A 24584-nucleotide genomic window follows, 5' to 3' on the forward strand; every position below is an offset into this window, starting at 1 on the left:
AGGAACACGATGATGTAAGGCACGCCGACCTGGCGGGCCAGCAAGATATGCTCGCGCGTCTGGGGCATCGGGCCGTCAGCAGCCGAACAAACGAGAATGGCGCCGTCCATCTGGGCCGCACCCGTGATCATGTTTTTCACATAGTCGGCGTGGCCCGGGCAGTCAACGTGCGCATAGTGGCGCGCAGCCGTTTCGTACTCGACGTGGGCGGTGTTGATGGTAATGCCGCGCGCTTTTTCTTCCGGTGCCGCGTCAATCTGGTCGTAAGCCTTGGCTTCGCCGCCGAACTTGGCGGCCAGCACGGTGGCGATTGCCGCCGTCAGCGTGGTCTTGCCATGGTCGACGTGGCCGATCGTGCCAACGTTGACGTGCGGCTTGGTCCGCGAAAATTTCTCTTTTGCCATTTCTATCTCCAGATAAAGAACTTGCCCGTGTACGGTTTAATGTTTGCACTACGCTGCTTTGTTTTTCACCACGGGCAGTGAAAGGCGCGTAATCGCAGACAGGGAATTCGGGGATTAATCAGTTTGGGGACAGAGCGAAAGTGCGCTTCGCGCGTCTTTCAGTCTGTCCCGCAAATTTATTTGGCTCTCGCAGCCATGATGGCTTCCGACACATTGCGCGGTGCTTCGGTGTAGTGCTTGAACTCCATCGAATACGTGGCACGGCCTTGAGTTGCCGAACGCAGCGTGGTCGAGTAGCCGAACATTTCGGACAATGGCACTTCGGCCTTGATGACCTTGCCGCCACCAATCATGTCTTCCATGCCCTGCACCATGCCACGGCGTGAGGCCAGATCGCCCATCACATTGCCGGCGTAGTCTTCAGGCGTCTCGACTTCCACAGCCATCATCGGCTCCAGAATGACCGGGCCGGCCTTGCGGCAGCCTTCCTTGAAGCCAAAAATCGCGGCCATCTTGAACGCGAGTTCGTTCGAGTCCACGTCATGGTAGGAGCCGAAATGCAGCGTTACCTTGACATCGACCACCGGATAACCGGCGAGCACGCCAGCCGTCACGGCTTCGTTGATGCCCTTTTCGACCGCAGGAATGTATTCACGCGGCACCACGCCACCCTTGATGGCGTCGATGAATTCAATGCCCTTGCCGGGCTCGTTCGGCTCGATCTTGAGCACGACGTGGCCGTACTGGCCCTTGCCGCCCGATTGACGAACGAACTTGCCTTCGGCATCTTCGATGGTCTTGCGGATGGTCTCGCGGTAAGCCACTTGCGGCTTGCCGACGTTGGCTTCCACACCGAACTCGCGCTTCATGCGGTCAACGATGATTTCCAGGTGCAGCTCGCCCATGCCGGCGATGATGGTCTGGCCGGATTCTTCGTCGGTCTTGACGCGGAACGATGGATCTTCTGCGGCCAGGCGCTGCAGGGCGATACCCATTTTTTCCTGGTCAGCCTTGGTTTTTGGCTCGACGGCCTGGGCAATCACAGGCTCGGGGAAGACCATGCGTTCCAGCATGATGATGGCATCAGGATCGCACAGCGTTTCGCCCGTGGTCACGTCTTTCAGGCCCACGCAGGCTGCAATGTCGCCCGCGACAATTTCACTGACTTCCTGACGCTCGTTGGCGTGCATCTGCACGATACGGCCGATACGTTCTTTTTTGCCCTTGATGGGGTTGTAAACGGTGTCGCCCTTTTTCAGCACGCCGGAGTAGACGCGCACGAAGGTCAGCTGGCCCACGAACGGGTCGGTCATCAGCTTGAAGGCCAGCGCCGAGAATTTCTCCGAGTCGTCAGCCTTGCGGGTGACGGGCTCTTCATCATCGTCCGTTCCCTTGACAGGCGGAATGTCGATCGGCGACGGCATGAAGTCAATCACGGCGTCCAGCATGCGCTGCACGCCCTTGTTCTTGAAGGCAGAACCGCAGTACATCGGCTGGATTTCGCTGGCAATGGTGCGCGCGCGAATGCCGAACTTGATTTCCTCTTCGGACAAATCACCTTCTTCAAGGTATTTGTTCATGAGCTCTTCGTTGGCTTCGGCAGCAGCCTCGACCATTTTTTCGCGCCATTCCTTGGCCGACTCCAGCAGTTCGGCTGGAATGTCACGGTATTCGAACTTCATGCCTTGCGAAGCTTCATCCCAGATGATGGCCTTCATCATGATCAGGTCCACGACGCCGGTGAAGTTTTCTTCAGCGCCAATTGGGATGACCATGGGAACAGGGTTGGCCTTCAGGCGCAGTTTCATGCCCTCGACAACCTTGAAGAAGTTGGCGCCGGTGCGGTCCATCTTGTTGACAAAGGCCAGGCGTGGCACTTTGTACTTGTTGGCTTGACGCCAGACGGTTTCAGACTGGGGCTGCACGCCACCCACGGCGCAATAAACCATGCAGGCACCGTCAAGCACGCGCATCGAGCGCTCGACTTCAATCGTGAAGTCAACGTGGCCCGGGGTGTCAATGATGTTGATACGGTGCTCAGGGAAGGACTTGTCCATGCCTTTCCAGAAGCAGGTGGTGGCAGCGGAAGTGATCGTGATGCCACGCTCTTGCTCCTGCTCCATCCAGTCCATGGTGGCGGCGCCGTCATGGACTTCACCAATCTTGTGGCTCACGCCGGTGTAAAAAAGGATGCGCTCGGTAGTGGTGGTTTTGCCTGCATCGATGTGCGCGGAAATACCAATGTTGCGGTAGTTTTTAATGGGGGTAGCGCGGGACATAAATTACTTTCAGTTCGGTGTTACGAACAAAGACTCGTTGCCAAGATAGTTCTCTTGTTTTTCTACGCGTCTGCCGGCCGGGCGCTTTTGGCGCCGGGCCGGCAGGAGTTGGGGTTGAACCGCCAGAAATCAAGGTGTTTTGGTCACCTGATGCCTGGGGGCAGCCCGTCAAGCAAGCGCAGTCAGCACTGCAATCGATATTAGAAGCGGAAGTGGCTGAAGGCCTTGTTGGCTTCGGCCATGCGGTGAACTTCGTCACGCTTTTTCATGGCGCCGCCACGGCCTTCGGTGGCTTCCATCAATTCATTGGCCAGGCGCAATGACATCGACTTTTCGCCACGCTTTTTGGCCGCTTCCTTCAACCAGCGCATGGCCAGGGCCATGCGGCGGACAGGACGCACTTCTACCGGCACCTGGTAGTTTGCACCACCGACGCGGCGGGATTTCACTTCAACCATGGGCTTGATGTTGCCGATGGCCATGTGGAAAGCCTCCAGCGGATCTTTGCCAGGGTTCTTTTTCTCGATTTGCTCCAGGGCGCCATAAATAATGCGCTCTGCGACGGCTTTCTTGCCGCCTTGCATGATCACGTTCATGAATTTGGCAAGATCGACATCGCCAAATTTAGGATCAGGAAGAATTTCACGTTTAGGGACTTCGCGACGACGTGGCATTTTTTCACCTCTTTGCTTCAGTTGGCACCGCTTTGAGCAGCACCGCGAGAGTTATCACAACCCCCACTTACTCGACCGGCACAAACAACTTGCGCTTGGGTCACTTCGCTTCACATCACCTGCCAGGATGAGTCAAGCACCTGTTTTTTTGAAAAAGTCGTGACAAACCCGTCAAGACATCTTCTGGCGCGAACCGCAAGGCCCGAGCCGACTAGCTTATTTAGCCTTTGGACGCTTCGCGCCGTACTTGGAACGCGACTGCTTGCGGTCTTTCACGCCTTGCAAGTCGAGCGAACCACGAACGATGTGGTAACGCACGCCGGGCAAATCCTTGACCCGACCGCCGCGAACCAGCACGACGCTGTGTTCCTGCAGGTTGTGGCCTTCGCCGCCGATGTAGGAAATGATTTCAAATCCATTGGTCAGGCGAACTTTGGCAACTTTACGCAGCGCAGAGTTAGGCTTTTTAGGCGTGGTGGTGTACACGCGGGTGCAAACACCACGGCGCTGTGGAGAATTTTCCATCGCAGGGCTTTTTGACTTGATCTTTTCGACCTCGCGCCCCTGACGGACTAACTGATTGATGGTTGGCATTGAAAAACGTCCCTAAACGTCTGGAAAACGATATGAAAATACGGAAAACTTCTCCGCACCAAAAGCGGAAAAGCTTCCTAGTATAAGCCGGATAGCCAAAAGGCTCAAGGATTACGCCGTAACAGGGCTTGGCTGCACAGGCATGGCTTGATGCAACCCCCGGCTTTTTCGCTCAGGACAGGACGACCGCAAGCATCACTTTTGCCTGAAAACCCTTGTTTACTTGATCCACAACCGGATCGAATCCCATGCGCGGCCCAGAATGCCGGCCTCTTCCACGGCTTGCAGCGCCATCAGCGGCACTTCGGCCATGGGCATGGGGTCGTCGCCGTTCATGATCTTCAGGCTGCCCACCAGCTGGCCTTTCTTGAAGGGCGCAACCAGCGGCTCGGGCCGGGCGACCTGGGTCTTGAGTTTGGATGCGCTGCCGGCCGGCACGGACACCACGATCGCTTCGGGGCGGCCCAGCTTGACCACCGCGTCCTTGCCCTTCCAGACCGCAGGCGTGACGACGGCCTGGCCGGCATCGAACAGCTTGACCGCCTCGAACGCGGTGTAGCCCCAGTTCAGCAGTTTTTGCGTTTCATTGGCGCGGGCGCTGTCGCTCGACGCGCCCAGCACGATGGCCAGCAAACGCCGGCCGCCGGGCTTGCCGGCCGCGCCCAGGTTCGGAAACTCGCGCCGGGCCGTGGCAATCATGCAGTAGCCGGCGGCATTCGTATGGCCGGTTTTCAGGCCGTCGACTGTCGGGTCGCGAAACAGCAGCGTGTTGCGGTTGGTGTCGTTAGTCGCCGGCGTTCCGGGATAGCGGTATTTCTTGATCGCCGAGTAACCGATGTAGTCGGGAAAATCGCTCATCAGGCGCGTGGACAAAATGCTCAGGTCGCGCGCTGTGGTGGTGTGGCCCGGCTCGGTCAGGCCTTCGGGGTTTTTGTAACTGGTGGACTTCATGCCCAGCGCCTTGGCCTGCTGGTTCATCAGTTCGACGAAATGCTCGGCCGTGCCGCCCACGCCTTCGGCCAGCGCCATGGTGGCGTCGTTGCCCGACTGCACGATCATGCCCTTGATCAGGTCCTCGACCGGAACCTGCATTTTCGGGTCGATGAACATGCGCGAACCCGGCATTTTCCAGGCGTGCTCGCTGACGCCGAAGGTCTGGCTCAAGGTAATTTTCTTGGACTTGAGCGCGTCGAACACCAGGTATTCGGTCATCAGCTTGGTCAGCGACGCGGGCTCGACCGGCGAATCGATGTCCTTGGCGGCCAGGATCTGGTTGGCCGTGACGTCGAGCAGCAAATAGGAACGGGCAGCGATTTCAGGCACCTGCGGTGCCTGGGCATGCGCTGCCGGAAGCGCCACCGAGACAAACAGGACCAGCGTGGTAGCAAGAGAGCGCAGGCCGGCAGGGGCCTTGAGAAAGCATTGCATGTCAGAAAACCGGTAAGGGAAAGAGGGAAGAATAAGGGAGGAAACGCAAGGCAGAGCGCAATGGACCACGCTCGCCCCGAAAGATTCAATTCACGGACGAAGCCAGGTGGCGGAGCACCAGGTTTTTCAGCAGCGGCAATTGTCCATGAAAGAAGTGCCCCACCCCGGGGACAACCGTAACAGGCAGTGCCTGCGGACGCGCCCAGTCCATCACGTCAAGCAGCAGCACGGTGTCGTCCTGCTCGCCGTGCACCACCAGCGTCCGGTTGTGCGCGGCGGTGTCGATGGGCGCGGCAGGCGCACGGCTGACGCTGGTGCCTACCAGGACGAGCTTTTCAATCGGGCGGCTGGCCTGCAGCCGGGCAAACGCATGGGTGGTGACAAAGGCGCCGAACGAGAAACCGGCCAGCGCCAGCGCCGCCTGCCCAACGCCTGCAGGCGCGGCATGCTGCACCACGGCCAGCAAGTCTTCCAGCTCGCCCCGGCCTTCGTCATGGCTGCCGGCGCTGGCGCCGACGCCGCGAAAGTTGAAACGCACGGCGGTCCAGCCGGACTGCACGAAGGCCCGCGCCAGCGTCTGCACGACCTTGTTGTCCAGCGTGCCGCCAAACAGCGGATGCGGATGGGCGATGACGGCAATGCCGCGCGATTCGCCCGCAGGCAGGTCCAGGGCAAGGTCCAGCGCGCCGGCCGGGCCGGCAATGTGGGTCTTCTGGGTTTTGGAATTCATGGAAAACGCTTTCTTTTTCTGCCAATTGATCGCTATACAAACCATAGCTGCTTGCGCCCGCCGGTATTGCGCAAAAGGCTTAAATCATGCTGTTTTTATTGATTCAGCCGCCTCGCCAGGCCTTAGCGCCCCACGTCGGGCGGCATCAGCAAACGTTCGACGACCTGGCCGTTTTTCAGGTGCGACTCGACAATCTCGTCGATATCGCTGGCGTCCACATAGCTGTACCAGACGGCTTCCGGGTACACCACCGCCACCGGCCCGCCGGCGCAGCGGTCAAGGCAGCCGGCCTTGTTGACCCGCACCTTGCCCGGCCCGGACAAGCCGGCGGCCTTGACCTGTTTCTTGCAGTGGTCAAAAGCCTGCTCCGCGCCCCGGTCGGCGCAGCACGACTCGTTGTTGCGCTGGTTCAGGCAAAAGAAGATGTGTCGTTCATAGTACGAGGCCGCAGAGGCGGGCTGGACGCCATCGGGCGAAGGGTTGGGGGCAGTGGAAAGGGTCATGCGGCAATTTTACTTTTCGCCGGCGGGCGCCTTCAGCTCCTGGCTGGAAAGCCGCGCCAGCATGCAGGCGAGCGCGGCATAGGGCCAGAACCAGCCCAGCCACTGCACCAGGCCGTAAAACTTGATGAAGCGGCCCTGCTCCCAGATCTGCAGCGTCTGGGCGAAGTAGGGGTTGGCCGGCGCCTGGTTGAGCAGGCTCAGGTGAATCGCCAGCGCCAGCAGCGCCAGCGCGGCAGCGGCGCGGCTCGGCACGGCCAGCAGCAGCGCAGCCAGCACCACGGCCAGACCGATGCCGGCCTGGACCGGCAGATCCAGCCAGGCCCAGGCATGCTCGGGTCCGTAGCTGAGGGCGGCCGACAGCGCCGACACGCCCAGGCCGAGGGCCAGGGCAGCGGCGGCAAACACCGCGCGCTGCCCCAGACGGCGAATCACGCAATAGCCCAGCAGGCAGGGAATCAGCGCGCCCAGCGCCACGCACACCAGTTCGGCCAGCGGCACGAGGGGCTGGAGCTCGACCGCGCGCACGGGCATCCATTCCAGAAAGGGCGTGTCGGCCAATGCATCGGCGAGCGCCGACTCCAGCCGCTCGAACACCTGCCCCAGCCCCATGGGAACCGACGCCGGGAACAGCAGGGCCACCGGCCAGAGCAGCAGCAGCACCAGCACACTGCGCGCGTCAGGTGAAAACCAGCGCGCCCGCACACGGCTCCAGCGTTCAATCACTCCCGAGCGCTCCAGCGCCAGCGCGCAGCAGGCCCCTAGCCAGGCCCCCAGCGTGTTCAGCGCCAGATCGACATTCGAAGGAATGCGCGACGGCAAGTAGTTCTGCAGCGTTTCCATCGCCAGCGACAGCAGGCCGGAGCCCAGCACCGAAACACTGACAGCCCAAGCCACGCGCCGGCTGCGCAGCGCCGACACGGCCAGCAGGAAGCCGAGGGGCGCGTATCCCAGCAAATTGATGCCGACATCAAAGCCGGTCCAGTACTTTGGCAAGGGCGAGGCCAGATAGCGCAGCGGCGAAATGCCCTGGTTGCGCCACTCCGAAAACGGATACAGGCTGGCGTAAATGATCAGGCAGACCAGCGCCAGCGCGAGCAAGATGGCCACACCCCCATCGGCAGGAGTCGGCACACCCCCATCGTCGTCACTGCGCTGCGCTTCGTGTAGTTCCGCCCCCCCTTGCATGGGGCGACGCATGGCATCCGGCGAAGCCGGCCTGCCTGCGTCTGCTGGGGGGGAATCGGTGGCCACGTCGTGTTGGATTGAGCCGGGCCGTCAGAACGGCTTGACAATCACCAGGACGACGGCGACCGTCAGCAGCAGCACCGGTACTTCATTGAACCAGCGCATCCAGACATGGCTGCGGGTGTTGCGGTTGGCGGCGAACTTCGCCAGCATGCGGCCGCAGGCATGGTGGTAACCGATCACCAGCACCACAACGGCCAGCTTGGCATGCATCCAGCCACTGCCGCGCCCGATGCCGTAACCCAGCCACAGCCACAGGCCCAGGGCGATGGCCGGCACCGCCAGGATGATGGTGAAGCGCATCAGCTTCTTGGCCATCAGCAGCAGCCGATCGCGCTCGGCAATACTTTGCGGCGGCACCATGGCCAGGTTGACAAAAATGCGCGGCAAGTAAAAAAGACCGGCGAACCAGCTGGCGATGAAAACGATGTGAAAGGATTTGACCCAGAGCATCGGCGTAGTTTAGCCCCCGCGATTTCACCCCCCAGTCCGCCGCTGTGTTTGCCTGCGCGCCTGGCAGCGGGCAAAAAAATCCCGGCGACCTGATGGTCTGCCGGGATTAAAACGCCTTTTTGCTGTCACGCGCAAAGGCCCCGCCCAGGGAGGAAAAGCGGGATGCGATCGCCATACACTGGTAACCGCACGTTTTTATTCTATTCCCCGGACATACAAATCGCTACGCAACGTTGACAGCGGCGGCAGTAAGTGCTTGTAAAAACTGACACATTCATGGCGCAAAAAGGGAACTGGGCAAGGTATTCGGGCGCGGACGCAAAGCTTTGGCACAATTTGCCCATGACACTGCATGCCTCCAACTTCGCTCCTTTCCCGATGGGTCGCCCCCGTCGCCTGCGCCGTGACAGCTTCACGCGCAACCTGGTGCGTGAAAACGCCCTCACGGCGCACGACCTGATCTACCCGGTGTTTGTGCTCGCCGGCCAGCACCGGCGCGAGCCGATCGGCTCGATGCCGGGCGTCGAGCGCCTCAGCCTGGACCTGCTGCTGCCGGTGGCGGAGGAGTGCGTGAAACTGGGCATTCCGGTGATGGCGCTGTTTCCGGTGATCGACGCTTCGCTCAAGACCGAGGACGGCCGGGAAGCGCTGAACCCCGAAGGCCTGGTGCCGCATGTGGTGCGCGAACTCAAACGGCGCTTTCCCGAACTCGGCGTGATGACCGACGTGGCGCTGGACCCGTTCACCAGCCACGGCCAGGACGGCTTGCCGGATGCCAACGGCTACATCCTGAACGACGAGACACTCGAAGTGCTGGTGCAGCAGGCGCTGACGCAGGCCGAGGCCGGCGTGGACATCGTCGCGCCCAGCGACATGATGGACGGGCGCATCGGCGCGATCCGCGAGGCGCTGGAAAGCCAGGACCTGGTCCACACCCGCATCATGGCCTACAGCGCCAAGTACGCCAGCGCGTTCTACGGCCCGTTTCGCGACGCGGTCGGCTCGAGCGGCAACCTGGGCAAGGCGGATAAAAAGGTCTATCAGATGGACCCGGGCAACAGCGACGAAGCGCTGCGCGAAGTCGCCATGGACATTGCCGAGGGCGCCGACATGGTGATGGTCAAGCCCGGCATGCCCTACCTGGACGTGGTGCGCCGCGTGAAGGACGAATTCCAGATTCCAACCTTCGCCTACCAGGTCAGCGGCGAATACGCCATGCTCAAGGCCGCCGCGCTGAACGGCTGGCTCGACCACGACGCGGTGATGATGGAAAGCCTGCTGGCCTTCAAGCGCGCCGGCGCCGATGGCGTGCTGACATATTTCGCCATCGACGCCGCCAGAAAGCTGCGCCAGGCTTGAAACCATCAGCTTTCCATCTTCATTTGCTATTAAAACAGTAGCTACACGTGACCGTAAAATAAGCGCAAGAAGCCAATCCGATACTTAACCCAGAGGTTTTAGACTGCATGCGCGTGTTCACCATCATCTCCGGCAGCCAGGGCGTCCTGGAGACCGATGCCTTGCCGACCGAACTGCCGCCGCTGGGCTTTGTCTGGATTGCCTGCGCGCGGCGCGAGTTCGAGGTGATGCAGGCGCAAGTCCAGGCGACGCTGCAGTCGCTGTGCGGCACCCAGCTGGTGGACCTGCACATGTCGGACCTGCTGAACAACCAGCTGCCCTCGCACTACGACTACACCTCGCAGTACGACATGCTGGTGTTTCGCCGGCTCGCCGCCGGCCACACCGAAACCGACCTGTCCCAGCCCGGCGAGCCGCTGCACCAGCCGACCAAGCGCAGCGGCCCGCCGGTGCTCAAGCGGATCGACACCAGCCCGGTGGGTTTTGCGGTGTTTGACCGGGTGTTGCTGACGGTGCATCCGGCCGGCTGCGCCGTGCGCGAAGCCTATGCGCTCAAGCTGCTCAACGCCACATCGAGCGAAGCACGCGCCAACGGCGTCAAGCTGCCCAGCAGCCCGGCCGACCTGATGATGCGCATTGTCAACCAGATGGTCGATGGCTACCTTGATCTGCGGCGCGAACTCACGCGCCAGATGGACCACTGGCAGTCCGAGCTGCTCAATCCCGGCACGCGCTTCAACAACTGGAGTTCGGTGCTCGACGCCCGACTGGCGCTGCACCAGCTCGACGAGATTTGCGAAGACCAGCGCGCGGCCCTGCAGGACTGGATTGATTCGATTGAAACCTGGCCGGACGCCGACACGCCGGCCGCGCAACGTGAGCGCGATCTGCTCAAGGTACGGTCGCGCGATGTGCTGGAGCATATCGAGCGCGTCGTTCACCATGTGCGGCGCATGGAGCAAAGCGCTGAAACAGCGGTACAGATGCATTTTTCGGCGCAGAGCCACCGCACCAACGACATCATGCGCACCCTCACGGCGCTGACGGCGGTGTTTTTGCCGCTGAACCTGATCACCGGATTTTTCGGCATGAACTTCGAATTCCTGCCCATTATTCACAGCCCCACCGGTTTCTGGTGGACCTTCAGCCTGATGGTATTGGTGGTGGTCGTCGTGGTGTCAGTGTTCTGGCGAAAACGCTACCTGGCCAGGACCAGCCGCTAAAAACCAGAGGATTCCGGGACATGCAAGCCAGCCTCTTTCCCGATGCAAGCCCTTCTCCGGTCGCCGCGTTTTCTCCGGTTTCCCGCATCATGACGGGCTGCGCGGGCTGGAGCCTGCCGCGCGCGCTGTGGCCGTCGTTTCCCGCCGAAGGCACGCATTTGCAGCGCTATGCCGCCCGCCTGAACGCGGTCGAGATCAACTCGTCGTTCTACCGGCCGCACCGCTTCGAAACCTATGCGCGCTGGGCGGCCAGGGTGCCGGAGCACTTCCGCTTTTCGGTCAAGCTGCCCAAGACCATCACGCACCAGCAGCGCCTCGTCGATTGCGGCGAACTGCTTGACGAATTTCTGGCGCAGGCCGGCGGCCTGGGTGAAAAACTCGGCTGCCTGCTGGTGCAGCTGCCGCCCAGCCTGGCCTTCGAGCCGGACACGGTGGCCGCCTTCCTGCGCCTGCTGCGGGCGCGGCACCCGGGCCCGGTGGCGCTGGAGCCGCGCCATGCGAGCTGGTTCACCGCGCCGGCCGACCCCTTGCTGGACGCCTGGCAGGTCGGCCGGGTGCTGGCAGACCCGGTCGTGCATGAAGCCGGGCGCCTTCCGGGCGGTTTTTCCGGCCTGGTCTATGCGCGCCTGCACGGCTCGCCGCGCATGTACTACTCGGCCTATGACCGCGCCGTGCTCGATGCGCTGATCGCCAGGCTGTGGCTTGCGGCAACGCCCGATACAGCCGTCTGGTGCATCTTTGACAATACCGCCGAAGGTGCCGCAATTGAAGACGCCCTGTACACCGTGCAAGGGCTGGCCCAGCGCTGAACCAGCGTGGCCGCACCGCCAAAAAGGATTGTTGATGCCCGTTTTATTCACCGCCGACCCCGGCACGGCCGAGGCCAGCGCCGATGACCTGACCCGGGACAACGTCGAGTCGATGCGCCGGGTGGAAGCGCAGGCCATGGCCAGGCGCAGCCGGGCGGACCGCATCGCCGCTTTCGTGGCCACCTTTTGCGGCTCCATGCCCTTTGTCTGGCTGCATGTGCTGATTTTTTGCGGCTGGCTTGGCTGGAATTCGCTGCCGGGGCTCAGGCACTTTGATCCCTACCCGTTCACCTTTTTGACACTGGTCGTTTCGCTTGAAGCGATTTTTCTCTCGGCCTTCATCCTGATCAGCCAGAACTACGAGTTGCGCATCAGCGACCGGCGCAACCAGCTCGATCTGCAGATCAACCTGCTGACCGAGCAGGAAAACACCAAGATGCTCCAGTTGCTGGAGCGGATTGCCGAAAAAGTGGGCGTCGATGTGAGCGCGGATGCCGAGCTGCGCTTTTTAAAGCAGGTCACCCACCCGGAAAAGCTGATTGCCCAGATCGAGCAGGCACAGCAGGAAAACCCGCTGCAGGCCAGTTCGGTTTAACGGCCGGCCAATCGGTCAGCCCAGCTTATCGGCCAGGAAAGCCAGCGTGCGCTCGTGCGCCAGGCTGGCGGCAGCCTCGTTGTACGACGCGCGCTGGTCGCAGTTGAAGCCGTGGTGGGCCGGATAAACATACGCCTGGACCTGGGGATGCGCTTTTTGGAAGGCCTCGATGCCTTCCATCGGAATCCAGTGGTCCTGGTCGCCGAAATGCGCCATCACCGGGCATTGCGGCTGGCGGGCGATTTCGCTCTCGGCGGTGATGCCGCCGCCATAGTAGGGAACCGCCGCCGACAGGCCGGTGAGCAGGCACGCGGCCTTCCAGGTGAGCAGGCCGCCCCAGCAAAAGCCGATGATGCCGACCTTGCCGCCACCTAGCTGCGCCGCATGGTCGATGGCGGCCTGAATATCGGGCAGCACGCCGGCGCCCGGCAGCGCATCGACGGCGGTCTTGAGCTCGAACCCGGCCGTCATGTCGTCCTCGGTGTAGCCGAGCTCCACGCCGGGCTTGACGCGATCAAAAGTGGCGGGCGCCACCGCCAGGTAGCCCTCGGCGGCAAAGCGGTCGGCAACCGAGCGGATGTGCGAGTTGACGCCGAAGATTTCCTGAACTACGACGATGGCGGCGCGCGGCTGGCCTTCTGGTCGCGCGACATAGGCAGACAGCGTGAAGCCGTCGGCGGCGGTAAGCGTGGTGAATTGACCCATGGTGTTGAAAGCTCCTGTTGAATCGTTAATCGTTGTTTTGAAATGAATGCCGGCGGATGATGATCAAACCGCCTGGAGCCTGCGCTCGACAAAATCGAGCCGGTCCTGGCCCCAGAACAGCTCTCCCTCGATCACATAACTGGGCGCGCCGAAGACGCCGGCCTTGATCGCCTGCCCGGTATTGGCCTCATAACGCTCCTGCACCGCCTGGCTGTAGGACTGCTCCAGCCGGCTGGCATCCAGGCCGCATTCGGCCAGCAGTTCGGCCAGCACCTTCTCGTCGGCAATGTGCCGCTCCTGCGCCCAGCAGGCGCTGAAGACCGCGCCGCTGATCTTCATGGCGGCCTCCACGCCGTCGTGCAGGTCCACGGCAATGATGAGACGCGAGGCATCGTCGCCCGAGACCGGAAAAAATTTGGCCTTGACATGCAGCGGCAACCCCAGGAAGTCCGCATGCCGGCGCAGTTCGAGCAAGCGGTAGGCCTGACGCTGCGGCGCGCGCTGGCCCAGCGGCAAGCCGCCTGAGATGGGAAAGACCTTGCCGCCCAGGTCGATCGGCAGGATACGGACCGTGGCGCCTGTCCGGCACGCGATGTCTGCAAATCGCTCATGGCCCAGGTAGGCCCAGGGGCTTTGCGGGGTGAAGTAGTAGTCCACGGTGGTGCTCAAGGTTTTTCTCCGGTGGTTGTCAGGAAGTCATTACAGTCAGGGCTTTGGCGCGATTCCCTTTGTAACCGGGATTGCCACTTTTTGCAGGAGACTGGTTTGTCCCAACTTGTTTTGATCACTGGTGGCTCGCGCGGCATTGGCGCGGCCACCGCGCTGCTGGCGGCCCGCCACGGCTACGCGGTCGCCGTCAACTACGCCGCCAACTCGCTGGCCGCCGACGAGGTGGTGCGGCAGATTCGCCAGGCCGGCGGTCAGGCCATGGCGGTGCACGCCGACGTGGCCAACGAGGCGCAGGTGGTGGCGATGTTTGAAAAGATCGACGCCAGGTTCGGCCGCCTGAGCGCGCTGGTCAACAACGCCGGCGTGGTGGACCAGACCACGCGGGTCGAGGCCATCACGCTGGCGCGCCTGCAGCGCATGTTCGAGATCAATGTGTTCGGCTCCTTCATGTGCGCTCGCGAGGCCGTGCGACGCATGAGCACGCGCCATGGCGGCGCGGGCGGGGCGATTGTCAATGTGTCCAGCGTCGCCGCCCGGCTGGGCGCGCCCGGGCAATACGTGGACTATGCGGCGGCCAAGGGCGCCATCGACACCTTCACCGTCGGACTGGCGAAGGAAGTGGCGGCCGAAGGCATTCGCGTCAACGCCGTGCGGCCGGGCATCATCGAGACCGACATCCACGCCTCCGGCGGCCTGCCCGACCGGGCGCGCGACATGGCGCCGCAGGTGCCGATGCAGCGCGCCGGCAGCGCCGAGGAAGTGGCCGAATCCATCGTCTGGCTGCTGGGCGAATCGTCGAGCTACACCACCGGCGCATTGCTCGACGTGACGGGCGGCAGGTAAGTGGCCCCCACGCTTGTCGCTTCGCGTACTGCGCTGCCCCCCGAGGGGGCCGCTGCGCCTGCGGCCCGGCGAAGCCGGTTCCGCGGCCCCTGCTGGGGGAGCGTTCCCCCACGCTTGTCGCTTCGCGTACTGCGCTGCCCCCCGAGGGGGCCGCTGCGCCTGCGGCCCGGCGAAGCCGGTTCCGCGGCCCCTGCTGGGGGAGCGTTCCCCCACGCTTGTCGCTTCGCGTACTGCGCTGCCCCCCGAGGGGGCCGCTGCGCCTGCGGCCCGGCGAAGCCGGTTCCGCGGCCCCTGCTGGGGGAGCGTTCCCCCACGCTTGTCGCTTCGCGTACTGCGCTGCCCCCCCCCAAGGGGGCTGCTGCGCCTGCGGCCTGGCAAAGCCAATTCCGCGGCCCCTGCTGGCAGGAAGTCTGCGCTCGTTGCTTGTCCTAGGTTCCCATTTTAAAAAGAGTTGATTCGTGGACTTCAAACCTCTAGTGACGCTGCTGGCCATCGTCAACCCGCTGGCCATCGTGCCGTTTTTCATTCACTACACGCAGGGATTTTCACGGCACCAGCGCCAGCGCACGGTGGCGGTGGCCTCGTTCAGCGCCTTCGTGGTCATTGCCGTCAGCGCGCTGCTGGGCCTGCAGATTCTGGAATTCTTCGGCATCTCACTGGCCAGCTTCCAGGTCGGCGGCGGCCTGCTGCTCTTGATCAGCGCCATGAACATGCTCAACGCCCAGCCGGCCGAGGCCAAGCCGCTGACCAACGAGTATGAAGACGGCGCGGCAAAAGCCGCCCAGGGTGCCAGCATCGCGGTGGTGCCGCTGACCATTCCGCTGCTGACCGGCCCGGCCACCATGTCGACGGTGGTGATTTATGCCGAAAAAGCCAAGACCTTCCTGCAGCTGGGCACGCTGGTCGGCTACGGCCTGGTGATTGGCCTGGCAACCGCGCTGTGCTTTTCGCTGGCCGAGCCGATTTCGCGGGTGCTGGGCAAGACCGGCATCAATGTCATGACGCGGCTGATGGGCTTGATATTGGCCGCGCTGGCGGTCGAGGTGATGGCCGACGGTCTGGGCAAGCTGTTTCCCATTCTGCGGCATTGAGGTTTGTTCTCTGGCCAGATTCATGCTGCGGGCTTGGCTTGAACCCTGTGCCTGATTTGTGCTGGTTGGCTCTGCGTGGTTGGGCTGGCCGGGGGTTGCCCGGCGGCAAGTAACTTTCTTTTGGCTATCGCCAAAAGAAAGTCACCAAAGAAAAGGCGACCCGACTGTCTGGGTCCCTTCGCTGCGCTTCGGGCAACCTGTGATGAGCGGCAAAAGCCCAGCCAAACGGGACTTGCGGGAGCGGGTTCCGGGGACAGATTCCGGCGTTTCTGCATCAAAAGTGCCACTTCCGCATGACGAGGCTTCGCAAGCAGCTACTAAATTTGTAGCGGTTTTAGTTTAAATGCAGGCTGTTTGGCTGTTTGGCTGTTTGGCTGTTTGGCTGTTTGGCTGTTTGGCTGTTTGGCTGTTTGGATTTTTATCCCCGCCACTCCCGTTCTGGCTGGGCCTGTGATGCCTGAGAAAAATGGGATCAGGGCCGCGCGCTGTTTGAGCGCAACGCAGTGAAGCGAGTTTGCGCGGACCCCCATTTTTCTCAGGCAGCACAGGTTGCCCGAAGCGCAGCGTAGGGACCCGGACAGTCGGGTCGCCTTTCTTTTGCTTACTTTTCTTTGGCGAAGCAAAGAAAAGTGAGTTGCCGCCGGGCAACCCCCGGCCAGCCAATCCGCGAGAAGCCAACCCAGCAAGCACCAACAGCTACCGTTCCAATAGCAAGCAATTCAATCAACGCGCCGGCATCTGCCGCAGCCACGCATCCAGCTCGTCAATCGCCGCATCGGTGGCCGCCGTCAGGGCGCGCACGCCACCGGCCGCATCGGGACTGGTCGCCGGCCGCTGCACCGACAGCTTGCGCTGCGCAATCAGCCGTTCACCGGCGGGCGTGATCTCGACCAGCGTGGCATGCAGGCGAAGCAGGCCGACGCTGGCATCAGGCGCGCTGAACAGCTGGCTGAATTCTTCAAGTTCCAGGCGCAGCATCGGCAGATTGGCATTCTGGCTGCGGTTCAGCGCCACGCCTTCACGCGCATTGAGCACTATGCGCTGCTGGCTCAGGCGATCGCGCATGCGCTGGCGCAGCAGCTGCGCCGGCGGCATGGTCCAGCGCGCCTGCGAATAGGGGCGCAGCTGCTGGGCGTCAAGATAGCCCAGCCGGTAGAGCACCGCCTGGTTTTCCAGCGCGCCGCCCGAGGTGGCGATGTCGGCAATCGCCAGCGGCGACAAGGCGGGCACCGGGGGCGATGCCGCGACCTGCGTGGACAGCTCGCCCGGTCCGAAGTCGTAGGTCGTGGCGCGGGTCGGCTTGTCGATCACCGAGCACCCGGTGGCCAGCGCCAGCACACTTATCAAGCAAAAAAGCCGTTTTGCGCAATGCTGTCTGGCGCTGATAGCTACTGAATTAATAGCATTGAAAGAAAACTTGAAAGCCATCATGGTTGGTCTCCGTTGGCGTTAAAGCCGGTTTCGCCAGGCCCCGGCACGACCGGACCGTTGCCAAAGATCAGCGCTTGCGGGTTGTCATCGACGGCGTTCACGGTGCGGCGCAGCTGGCGCATGGTGCGCGCCGTTTCGTCGGCCACCTCGCCCAGCTTGGGCAGCGTGGCCGCGCTGAAGGTTTCCACCCCGGCCGCCAGCGCCGCGCCGCCGTCCTTGAGCCGGTCGAGCGGGCCGCCTTGTTCATTCAGGCGCCGCGCGGTCAGGCTGACCTCATCGGTCACGCTCTTGACCGAGCGCAGGGCGGCCTGCGCGTCCTTCGACAGCGCGGGCAGCGTCGCCACGGCCGGCTCCAGCGCCTTGGCCACGCGATTGATGCTGCCGGCGGCTTCGGCGAGCTGCGTGACGGCGGTGTTGATCGCCGCTTCGTTCTGCGCGGACAGCAGCTGGTTGATGCGCGTGGTTGCCTGCTCGGCCTGGTCGAAGATCACCCCGCCCTGCTTGAGCAGCTTGTCGATGCCGCCCTGCTTGAGCGGAATGCGCGGCGGATCGTCGTCGTTGGGCACCAGCCGCTGGCTGGAGCTGCCGTCGTCGTCGAGCTGGATGAAGCCCAGGCCGGTGACGCCCTGGGACGCCACGGTGGCAAAGGTCGAGCGCGTCACCGGCGCGGCCTCGTCAATCGACACGCGGATCAGCACATTGCCCTTGACCTTCTGGTCAAAACCGATGCGCTCGACCTTGCCGACGGCCACACCGCGATAGCGCACCGTGGCCTGCGGCTGCAGGCCGGAAACGGTCTCGGAGGTGCTCATCTCGTACAGGTTGCGCTCGGTGTTGTCGCGCGTGAGCCAGATGGCCAGCAATGCCAGCAGGGCGGTGACGAGCACCACGAACGCGCCGGCAATCAGCGCATGGGCTTTGTTTTCCATGATTGAAAAACCTTTCTAGATCGAAGGGGCGGTTGGTTGGTTCAGCAGCGCCATCGCCCGCTGGCCACGTTCGCCCAGGAAAAAGTCGTGAATGAAGGGATGCTCGAACGCCACCACCTTGCGCGGCACGTCGTTGATGATGACTTTTTGCGACGCCAGCACGGCAATGCGCGTGCTCAGCTCAAAAATCGTGTCCAGGTCGTGCGTGACCATCACCACCGTCAGCCCCATGCCTTGGTGCAGCGAGCGCAGCAGGGCGCAAAAGCTGTCGGCGCTTTCGGGGTCAAGTCCGGCGGTCGGCTCGTCGAGCAGCAACAGCGGCGGGTCCATGATCAGCGCACGCGCCAGCGCCACCCGCTTGATCATGCCGCCCGACAGGTCGCTCGGCATCTTTCCGGCCGCGTCAGCGGGCAAGCCGACCATCTGCAGTTTGACCATGGCCGCCTCGCGGATCAGCTCGGCGGGCAGGCAGTTGAGCTCGCGCAGCGGAAAAGCGATGTTCTCCAGCACGGTGAAGGCCGAGAACAGCGCGCCCTGCTGGAACAGCATGCCGACCCGGCTGGCCGCGCCGCGCTTGCCCAGTTCGGCGGCCGGCTTGCCGAGCACGGTGATCTCGCCCTGCGTCGGCGTTTCCAGCCCCAGCATCTGGCGCAGCAGCACCGTCTTGCCGGTGCCCGAGCCGCCAACCAGCGACAGCACCTCGCCGCGCTCGACCGTCAGGTCGAGGTCCTTGTGCACCACGGTTTTCTTGTCGCCGTGGGCAAACACCGTCCACAGCTTGCGGATTTCAACGACAGGTTCGGTCATGGCAGGTGCCTTTCAGCGGGGCAGGCCGCAAGCGGGCACCGGGGAGGCCCCCATCCCAGCCTTCCCCCAGCGGGGGAAGGAGCAAGAGCGGATACGGCGTGCCTCGAAAGACAGCCGAGGGAGGCAAGGCGCACACACCGCATTCCCTGCAAGCCAGGGCCGCAGGGCCGGCTTTGCCGGACTGCAGGCGCAGCGGCCCCCTCGGGGCTGAAGGCAGCGGCTCCGAGTCCGCCTGCGCGGGCTTGGACAGCCTGAAGATGCGCCGCCTCTGGCGGCGTGGCGCCCTGCAAGGGCAGCGAACCACGCGAAGCGGGGAGCGTGGGGGCCATCTAGATGCCCACGCTTTTGAACAAGACGGCGAACAGCGCATCGACCAGGATGACGACGGTGATCGACGTGACCACCGACGCCGTCGTGCCCTGCCCCAGGCTTTCGGTGTTGGGCTTGACGCGCAGGCCGTAATGGCAGCCGACCAGCGCGATCAGCAGGCCGAAGACGACCGACTTGGCCGTCGCCAGCGTCAGGTTGGACACGCTGACGGCCGCCGGCAGCGCGTTGATGAAGTAAGACGGCGTCACGCCCATCGACACATCAGCCGCCAGCATGCCGCCGAGCAAGGCGGCAATCGTGGTCCAGACGCTGATCAGCGGCATCACCACCGCCAGCGCAACGGCGCGCGGCATCACCAGCCGAAAGCCCTGCGCAATGCCCATGACGCGCATCGCGTCGAGTTCTTCGGTCACGCGCATCACGCCGATCTGCGCGGTGATGGCCGAGCCGCTGCGCCCGGCAATCAAAATGGCCGCGAGCACCGGCCCCAGTTCGCGGATCAGCGAAATGCCCAGGATGTTGACAATGAAGGCATCGGCGCCGAACTGGCGCAGCTGCTGCGAGATCAGGTAGGCCAGCACCACGCCGATCAAAAAACCCACCAGCGCCGTGATCGGCAGCGCGGTCGCGCCAAAATGGTAAAGATGGCCCGACAGGTCGCGCCACGGCCCCTGCTGCGGATGGCGGATCAGCCGCAGCAGATCGAGCAGCAGCTGGCCCAGCAGGCGCAGCATGCCCTTGACATGGCCAAGCAGTTCAAGCAGCCGCCCGCCGAGCATCAGCAGCGGTTCGGACCAGGGCGAGCGGCGTGGCGGCGCCAGGCCGACGGTGAATTTTTCCACCGTCTCCAGCATTTCCCGCTGTTCAGGCGCCAGTTGCAGGTCGGACGGCCAGCGATGGCGCCACGCCGTCCACACCACCTGCGCGCCCAGGTAGTCGAGTTTTTCAATGTCGTCCAGGCGCCACCGGGCAGGCGTGGCCGCGTTGGGCACCAAGCTGTCGAGCTGCGCGCTCAGCGCGTCCCAGGCGGGCGCCAGCGTCAGCCGGGCGGCGGTCCAGCTTCCCAGCAGGCGCACGACCCGGCCTTCAGGCAAGTCCTGAACTTCAAGGCGCGGCGGTGAGTCATCAAGGGGCATGCAGGCAACAGGGTGAAATGGCCACCGGAAGGCAAGGGAGATTCAACACAAAGGCAATCATGGTAACTGCTGAAAATGCAGAATCCCGGCGTACGGTCGAGATTCGCCATGGTCCTACAGGGGTTGGCGCCTGCCGGTGCGGCTGGTTGACCTTGGTCATCGGGCAGGCAAACGGGTAATCCCCGTGACGCAACACGGCCGGGTTTTGCCACAATGCAAGTCGAGCCCACCAGAACCTTATTTCATGCACGACCAGAACCTGACTTTCGACTACATCATCATCGGCGCGGGCACGGCCGGCTGCCTGCTGGCTAACCGGCTGAGCGCCGACGCGTCCAAGCGCGTGCTGCTGATCGAGGCCGGCCGCAAGGACGATTACCACTGGATTCACATTCCGGTCGGCTACCTGTACTGCATCGGCAACCCGCGCACCGACTGGCTGTTCAACACCGAGCCCGACGCGGGTCTGAACGGGCGCTCGCTGCGCTATCCGCGCGGCAAGACACTGGGCGGCTGCTCCAGCATCAACGGCATGATCTATATGCGCGGCCAGGCGCGCGACTACGACCGCTGGGCCGAGCTGCTAGGGGACAGCGACTGGACCTGGGACAACGCCCTGCCGCACTTCAAGCTGCACGAAGACCACTACAAGGGCGCCGACGCGCTGCACGGCGCGCGCGGCACGGCGCCGGCCCTGATGCAGGACAAGGCCCAGCCCTACCAGCAAATCCTGCGCCACCGCAACGCCGGCGGCGAATGGCGCGTGGAAAAGCAGCGCCTGCGCTGGGACGTGCTGGATGCATTTGCCGAGGCGGCGACCCAGGCCGGCATTCCCCAGACGCCGGACTTCAACCGGGGCAGCAACGAAGGCGTGGGCTATTTCGAGGTCAACCAGAAGAACGGCTGGCGCTGGAACACCGCCAAGGCCTTTTTGCGCCCGACCTGCCTGGGCCGGCCGAACTTTGAACTCTGGACCCACGCGCAAGTCAGCAAGCTGGTGATCGAGCAGCAAGGCGATGGCAGCCAGCGCTGCACCGGCGTGGAAGTCTGGACCGGCCAGGAGCGCGTCACGGCGCTGGCGACGCGCGACTCGGGCCCCATGGGCGAGGTGCTGCTGTGCGCGGGCAGCATCGGCTCGCCGCATATCCTGCAACTCTCTGGCATAGGCCCGGCGGCCCTGCTGCAGCAGCACGGCATTGCTGTGGTGCAGGATTTGCCCGGCGTGGGCGCCAACCTGCAGGACCATTTGCAGATCCGCTCGGTGTACAAGATCCGGGGCGACCAGGAGAGCCGGCGCTGGGGCCTGTCGCTCAACACCATGGCCAATTCGCTCTGGGGCAAGGCGCGCATCGGCATGGAATACGCGCTGCGCCGCACCGGGCCGATGAGCATGGCGCCGTCGCAGCTCGGCGCCTTCACGCGCTCATCGCCCGACCAGCCGTACCCGAACATCCAGTACCACGTCCAGCCGCTGTCGCTCGACGCGTTTGGCGAGCCGCTGCACAGCTTCAATGCCTTCACCGCCAGCGTGTGCAACCTGAACCCGACCAGCCGGGGCAGCGTTCGCCTGAAGACCGGCGCCTTTGCCGACGCGCCGGCCATTTCGCCCAATTACCTGAGCACGGCCGAGGACCGGCAGGTGGCGGCCGATTCGCTGCGCATCACGCGCAAGATCGTCAGCCAGGGCGCGCTGGCCAGATACCAGCCCGAGGAATTCAAGCCGGGCGTGCAGTTCCAGACCGACGAGGACCTGGCGCGGCTGGCCGGCGACATTGCCACGACGATTTTTCACCCGGTCGGCACGACGAAAATGGGCCGGGCCGACGACCCGATGGCGGTGGTCGATTCGCACCTGTGGGTGCGCGGCATTCGCGGCCTGCGCGTGGTCGATGCCGGCGTGATGCCGCTGATCACCAGCGGCAACACCAACTCGCCCACCTTGATGATTGCGGAAAAGGCGGCGCAGTGGATACAGGCCGGCGTCTAGGCGATGCAGGACGGTTGGCGGCGCAGCGTTGCCTGCCCGCTCAAGGTTGCCCACCGCTATTGCTCCGTAATTAATAGCTGCTTGCGCATGCCAGCCGTGCGCAATAGGCATTTTTGATGCTGAAAATCCGTTTTCACCTGAAATGAGCGCGCCTTAGCGCAGCCCCTTGATGTAGCGCGGTTCACTGGGCCGCAGCGTACCGCCCGCGCCGATCTGGCTGTCGCCAAACGCGCTGTCGCCGCCCGGCTCAAGCGGCAGCGCCGGCCGGGCGCCCAGCGCGCGGTCGTTGTACTCCCTGGCGGCATCCGACACCCGCTGGGCCAGCGGCCAGCGGCCGGTGGACCGGCGCGCCGGCAAAAGCCATTGCGGCCTCCAGCCTGTCGGCCAGCAGGCCCAGGTCGTCATGGCCGCCTTCGGCAGCTTTGTGATGCGCCAGGCGGATGATTTCAGCCGCATAGGCCGGGTTGCTGGCCAGCCATTCGGTGTCGGTCACGCGGCCGGTCTTGCGGCGCATCAGCACATGCAGGTGGGCGGCAATCGCCAGTTTTTCGTTCGAGGACATCGTCAATGCTCCTTATTGAAGGTCAGCCAGTCGGTCAGGTTCCCAGGCGCTCGGCATGCTGGTCGATGTCCAGGCCATCGCTTTCCGCCGTCTCGTCCACGCGCAGGCGCACGCACAGCGAGGTCAGCCACAAGAGCAGGCCGGTCATCACCAGGCTGTAGGCCATGACGCTGGCAACGCCGACGAACTGCACCAGCACGCTGCCTTCGACGCCTGAAATGGACTTGCTGGCAAACACGCCGGTGAGCAGCGAACCGACGATGCCGCCGACACCGTGCACGCCAAAGACATCGAGCGAATCGTCGGCCTTGAGCAGGCGCTTCAGGCCGGTGGCGCCCCAGTAACAGGCGACGCCGGCAACAACGCCAAAGACCACGGCAGAACCCGGCGACACATAACCGGCCGCCGGCGTGATGGCCACCAGCCCCGAGCACAGGCCCAGCAGCGAAGGGCGGCCGCGCGCCAGCCATTCGGCCGCCATCCACGACAGCGCGCCGGCCGAAGCGGTAATGTGCGTGACCGCCATGGCCAGCCCGGCCCGCCCGTCAGCCGCCACGGCGGAAGCGGCATTGAAGCCGAACCAGCCGACCCACAGCAAGCCCGCGCCGGCCATGGTCAGGCCCAGGTTGAAGGGCGAAAACGGTTCGACGCCATAGCCCCTGCGCGGCCCCAGCGCATAGGCGCAGACCAGCCCGGCCATGCCGGCGTTGACGTGCACCACCGATCCGCCGGCAAAATCCAGCGCGCCCAGGCGCGCCAGCCAGCCGTTCGGCTCCCAGACCCAGTGGGCAATCGGCGCATAAACCACGACCGTCCACAGCGACATGAAGATCAGCGTGGCCGAAAAGCGCATGCGCTCGACAAAGGCGCCGACCACCAGCGACGCCGTGATGATGGCAAAGCTGAGCTGGAACATGGCGTAGACCGACTCGGGAATGTTCGGCGCGATATGGCTGACCGCCACCATTTGCGCGTCCTTGAGGTAGTCCAGCCCGGAAAACCACATCCGCCCAGTGCCGCCGAGCACAGGGCCGAGCGTACCGCTGCCGGGGGTGAAGGCAATCGAATACCCGACAGCAAACCACAGCAGGCTGACGATCGCGCAGGTGGCTACCACGCAGGCCATGACATTGAGCACGCTCTTGCGCCGCACCATGCCGCCGTAAAACAGCGCAATGCCCGGCAGCGTCATGAGCAGCACCAGCGCGGTCGCGGTCATCATCCAGCCGGTGTCGGCGCTGTTGATGGTTTCAAGGCCGACCCGGCCCGGCTGCGTCAGGGGCGCGGCAGCGGCCGGCATGGCGCTGTCCTGCGCGCCCAGGGAAACGTCCGAAGGCGACTGGGCCCTAGCCGGTTGCGTGGCCAGGCCCATGCCCAGCCAGAAACACAAACTCAGCACAATCCATCGCATTGCATGTATGCAGGCCTGTCTTTCTTACCTAGATGTTTACAAAAATTTCAACGTAGTAACAAAAAACACGATCTGTGCCGGTTTGTACAAACCGGTAAAAACAGTGAAGAATCAGCGAGTGCGTGCATGAAAATGCGGTGATCGGCCCTACCGCCAGCGCTCCATGAGAGTGCTCACGACGATGCGCTTTGAGCGTTTCATCTGCGGGAAATCCCTGATGCACTGTCTCAGGGCACCCGTTACATTAAAAAACTTGCTGTCGAGCCTTGCTGCTCGCAATGCAGGGAGTTGAGGAGACATTTAAAAATAGAAAATACGGCATTGCAAAAAATGTTTGTTTGACCAAAAGCGCTGGCAACCCCGGCGCTTTTTTTCGTCCCGACCTTG

Annotated in this window: 24 protein-coding genes; 7 read left to right on the forward strand and 17 right to left on the reverse strand. The window is 63.4% G+C overall.

Annotated elements, in window-relative coordinates:
* The 9 genes from ACP7AD_RS11540 to ACP7AD_RS11580 form a co-directional block, all read right to left on the reverse strand.
* The coding region (locus ACP7AD_RS11540; protein ID WP_426166132.1) for a GTP-binding protein at nt 1-404 on the reverse strand (404 nt) is incomplete at its 3' end.
* Between the two features lie 176 nt (nt 405-580).
* Nucleotides 581-2683 (reverse strand): elongation factor G, encoded by a 2103-nt coding sequence (gene fusA, locus ACP7AD_RS11545; RefSeq protein WP_426147659.1) that lies wholly within the window; start codon nt 2681-2683, stop codon nt 581-583.
* 200 nt (nt 2684-2883) lie between these two features.
* Nucleotides 2884-3357: a 30S ribosomal protein S7 gene (gene rpsG, locus ACP7AD_RS11550; RefSeq protein ID WP_011799634.1), complete on the reverse strand. Its 474-nt coding sequence runs from the start codon at nt 3355-3357 to the stop codon at nt 2884-2886.
* A 216-nt stretch (nt 3358-3573) separates the two neighbouring features.
* Nucleotides 3574-3951, reverse strand: a complete 378-nt coding sequence (gene rpsL, locus ACP7AD_RS11555) for a 30S ribosomal protein S12 (RefSeq protein WP_011799633.1) — start codon at nt 3949-3951, stop codon at nt 3574-3576.
* Nucleotides 3952-4170: 219 nt separating this feature from the next.
* Entirely contained in the window at nt 4171-5379 is a 1209-nt protein-coding gene (locus ACP7AD_RS11560) for a D-alanyl-D-alanine carboxypeptidase family protein (RefSeq protein WP_426147656.1), read from the reverse strand.
* Nucleotides 5380-5464: 85 nt separating this feature from the next.
* Nucleotides 5465-6109 (reverse strand): alpha/beta hydrolase, encoded by a 645-nt coding sequence (locus tag ACP7AD_RS11565; RefSeq protein WP_426147654.1) that lies wholly within the window; start codon nt 6107-6109, stop codon nt 5465-5467.
* A gap of 122 nt (nt 6110-6231) precedes the next feature.
* Complete coding sequence (locus ACP7AD_RS11570; RefSeq protein WP_426147652.1) at nt 6232-6612, reverse strand: (2Fe-2S) ferredoxin domain-containing protein; 381 nt, start codon at nt 6610-6612, stop codon at nt 6232-6234.
* A 9-nt stretch (nt 6613-6621) separates the two neighbouring features.
* Complete coding sequence (locus ACP7AD_RS11575) at nt 6622-7797, reverse strand: VanZ family protein (protein WP_426147650.1); 1176 nt, start codon at nt 7795-7797, stop codon at nt 6622-6624.
* Nucleotides 7798-7887: 90 nt separating this feature from the next.
* The gene (locus ACP7AD_RS11580; RefSeq protein ID WP_426147648.1) at nt 7888-8310 is read right to left on the reverse strand and encodes a CopD family protein; all 423 of its coding nucleotides are present in this window, start codon (nt 8308-8310) and stop codon (nt 7888-7890) included.
* 342 nt (nt 8311-8652) lie between these two features.
* On the opposite strand from ACP7AD_RS11580, the gene hemB reads away from it, so the two are divergent.
* The 4 genes from hemB (at nt 8653) to ACP7AD_RS11600 (ending at nt 12296) form a co-directional block, all read left to right on the forward strand.
* On the forward strand, nt 8653-9669 hold the full coding sequence (gene hemB / locus ACP7AD_RS11585) for a porphobilinogen synthase (protein WP_426147646.1): 1017 nt from the start codon (nt 8653-8655) through the stop codon (nt 9667-9669).
* 107 nt (nt 9670-9776) lie between these two features.
* Complete coding sequence (locus ACP7AD_RS11590; protein ID WP_426147644.1) at nt 9777-10892, forward strand: magnesium transporter CorA family protein; 1116 nt, start codon at nt 9777-9779, stop codon at nt 10890-10892.
* Nucleotides 10893-10912: 20 nt separating this feature from the next.
* A complete protein-coding gene (locus ACP7AD_RS11595) occupies nt 10913-11701 on the forward strand; it encodes a DUF72 domain-containing protein (RefSeq protein ID WP_426147642.1) in 789 nt (262 codons plus the stop codon).
* Nucleotides 11702-11735: 34 nt separating this feature from the next.
* A complete protein-coding gene (locus ACP7AD_RS11600; RefSeq protein ID WP_426147640.1) occupies nt 11736-12296 on the forward strand; it encodes a DUF1003 domain-containing protein in 561 nt (186 codons plus the stop codon).
* Between the two features lie 15 nt (nt 12297-12311).
* Here the strand turns inward: ACP7AD_RS11600 and ACP7AD_RS11605 are convergent, their stop codons facing one another.
* Both ACP7AD_RS11605 and ACP7AD_RS11610 read right to left on the reverse strand, forming a co-directional pair.
* Nucleotides 12312-13001, reverse strand: a complete 690-nt coding sequence (locus ACP7AD_RS11605; RefSeq protein WP_426147638.1) for a dienelactone hydrolase family protein — start codon at nt 12999-13001, stop codon at nt 12312-12314.
* Between the two features lie 63 nt (nt 13002-13064).
* A complete protein-coding gene (locus tag ACP7AD_RS11610; protein ID WP_426147636.1) occupies nt 13065-13670 on the reverse strand; it encodes a 2-hydroxychromene-2-carboxylate isomerase in 606 nt (201 codons plus the stop codon).
* Between the two features lie 96 nt (nt 13671-13766).
* On the opposite strand from ACP7AD_RS11610, the gene ACP7AD_RS11615 reads away from it, so the two are divergent.
* Nucleotides 13767-14513 carry an SDR family oxidoreductase gene (locus ACP7AD_RS11615; RefSeq protein WP_426147635.1) on the forward strand — a complete coding sequence of 249 codons (747 nt, stop codon included), beginning with the start codon at nt 13767-13769 and terminating at the stop codon, nt 14511-14513.
* A gap of 458 nt (nt 14514-14971) precedes the next feature.
* Nucleotides 14972-15604 carry a MarC family protein gene (locus ACP7AD_RS11620; RefSeq protein ID WP_426147633.1) on the forward strand — a complete coding sequence of 211 codons (633 nt, stop codon included), beginning with the start codon at nt 14972-14974 and terminating at the stop codon, nt 15602-15604.
* Nucleotides 15605-16327: 723 nt separating this feature from the next.
* Here the strand turns inward: ACP7AD_RS11620 and ACP7AD_RS11625 are convergent.
* The 4 genes from ACP7AD_RS11625 to ACP7AD_RS11640 form a co-directional block, all read right to left on the reverse strand.
* On the reverse strand, nt 16328-17035 hold the full coding sequence (locus ACP7AD_RS11625; protein WP_426147631.1) for an ABC-type transport auxiliary lipoprotein family protein: 708 nt from the start codon (nt 17033-17035) through the stop codon (nt 16328-16330).
* The gene (locus tag ACP7AD_RS11630) at nt 17032-17964 is read right to left on the reverse strand and encodes an MlaD family protein (protein WP_426147630.1); all 933 of its coding nucleotides are present in this window, start codon (nt 17962-17964) and stop codon (nt 17032-17034) included. The genes ACP7AD_RS11625 and ACP7AD_RS11630 overlap by 4 nt, the downstream gene beginning before the upstream one ends.
* 15 nt (nt 17965-17979) lie before the next feature.
* Entirely contained in the window at nt 17980-18771 is a 792-nt protein-coding gene (locus ACP7AD_RS11635; protein WP_426147628.1) for an ABC transporter ATP-binding protein, read from the reverse strand.
* A gap of 329 nt (nt 18772-19100) precedes the next feature.
* Nucleotides 19101-20237, reverse strand: a complete 1137-nt coding sequence (locus tag ACP7AD_RS11640; protein WP_426147626.1) for an MlaE family ABC transporter permease — start codon at nt 20235-20237, stop codon at nt 19101-19103.
* A 244-nt stretch (nt 20238-20481) separates the two neighbouring features.
* Between ACP7AD_RS11640 and ACP7AD_RS11645 the strand changes: the two genes are divergently transcribed.
* Nucleotides 20482-22224 (forward strand): GMC family oxidoreductase, encoded by a 1743-nt coding sequence (locus tag ACP7AD_RS11645; protein ID WP_426147624.1) that lies wholly within the window; start codon nt 20482-20484, stop codon nt 22222-22224.
* A 247-nt stretch (nt 22225-22471) separates the two neighbouring features.
* On the opposite strand, the gene ACP7AD_RS11650 is transcribed toward ACP7AD_RS11645, so the two are convergent.
* Both ACP7AD_RS11650 and ACP7AD_RS11655 read right to left on the reverse strand, forming a co-directional pair.
* Complete coding sequence (locus tag ACP7AD_RS11650; RefSeq protein ID WP_426147622.1) at nt 22472-22786, reverse strand: hypothetical protein; 315 nt, start codon at nt 22784-22786, stop codon at nt 22472-22474.
* A 34-nt stretch (nt 22787-22820) separates the two neighbouring features.
* On the reverse strand, nt 22821-24197 hold the full coding sequence (locus tag ACP7AD_RS11655) for an ammonium transporter (RefSeq protein ID WP_426147620.1): 1377 nt from the start codon (nt 24195-24197) through the stop codon (nt 22821-22823).
* Nucleotides 24198-24584: the final 387 nt, after the last annotated feature.

It is taken from the genome of Polaromonas sp. DSP2-3-2b2 (assembly GCF_049895905.1).
Classification (GTDB): domain Bacteria; phylum Pseudomonadota; class Gammaproteobacteria; order Burkholderiales; family Burkholderiaceae_C; genus Polaromonas.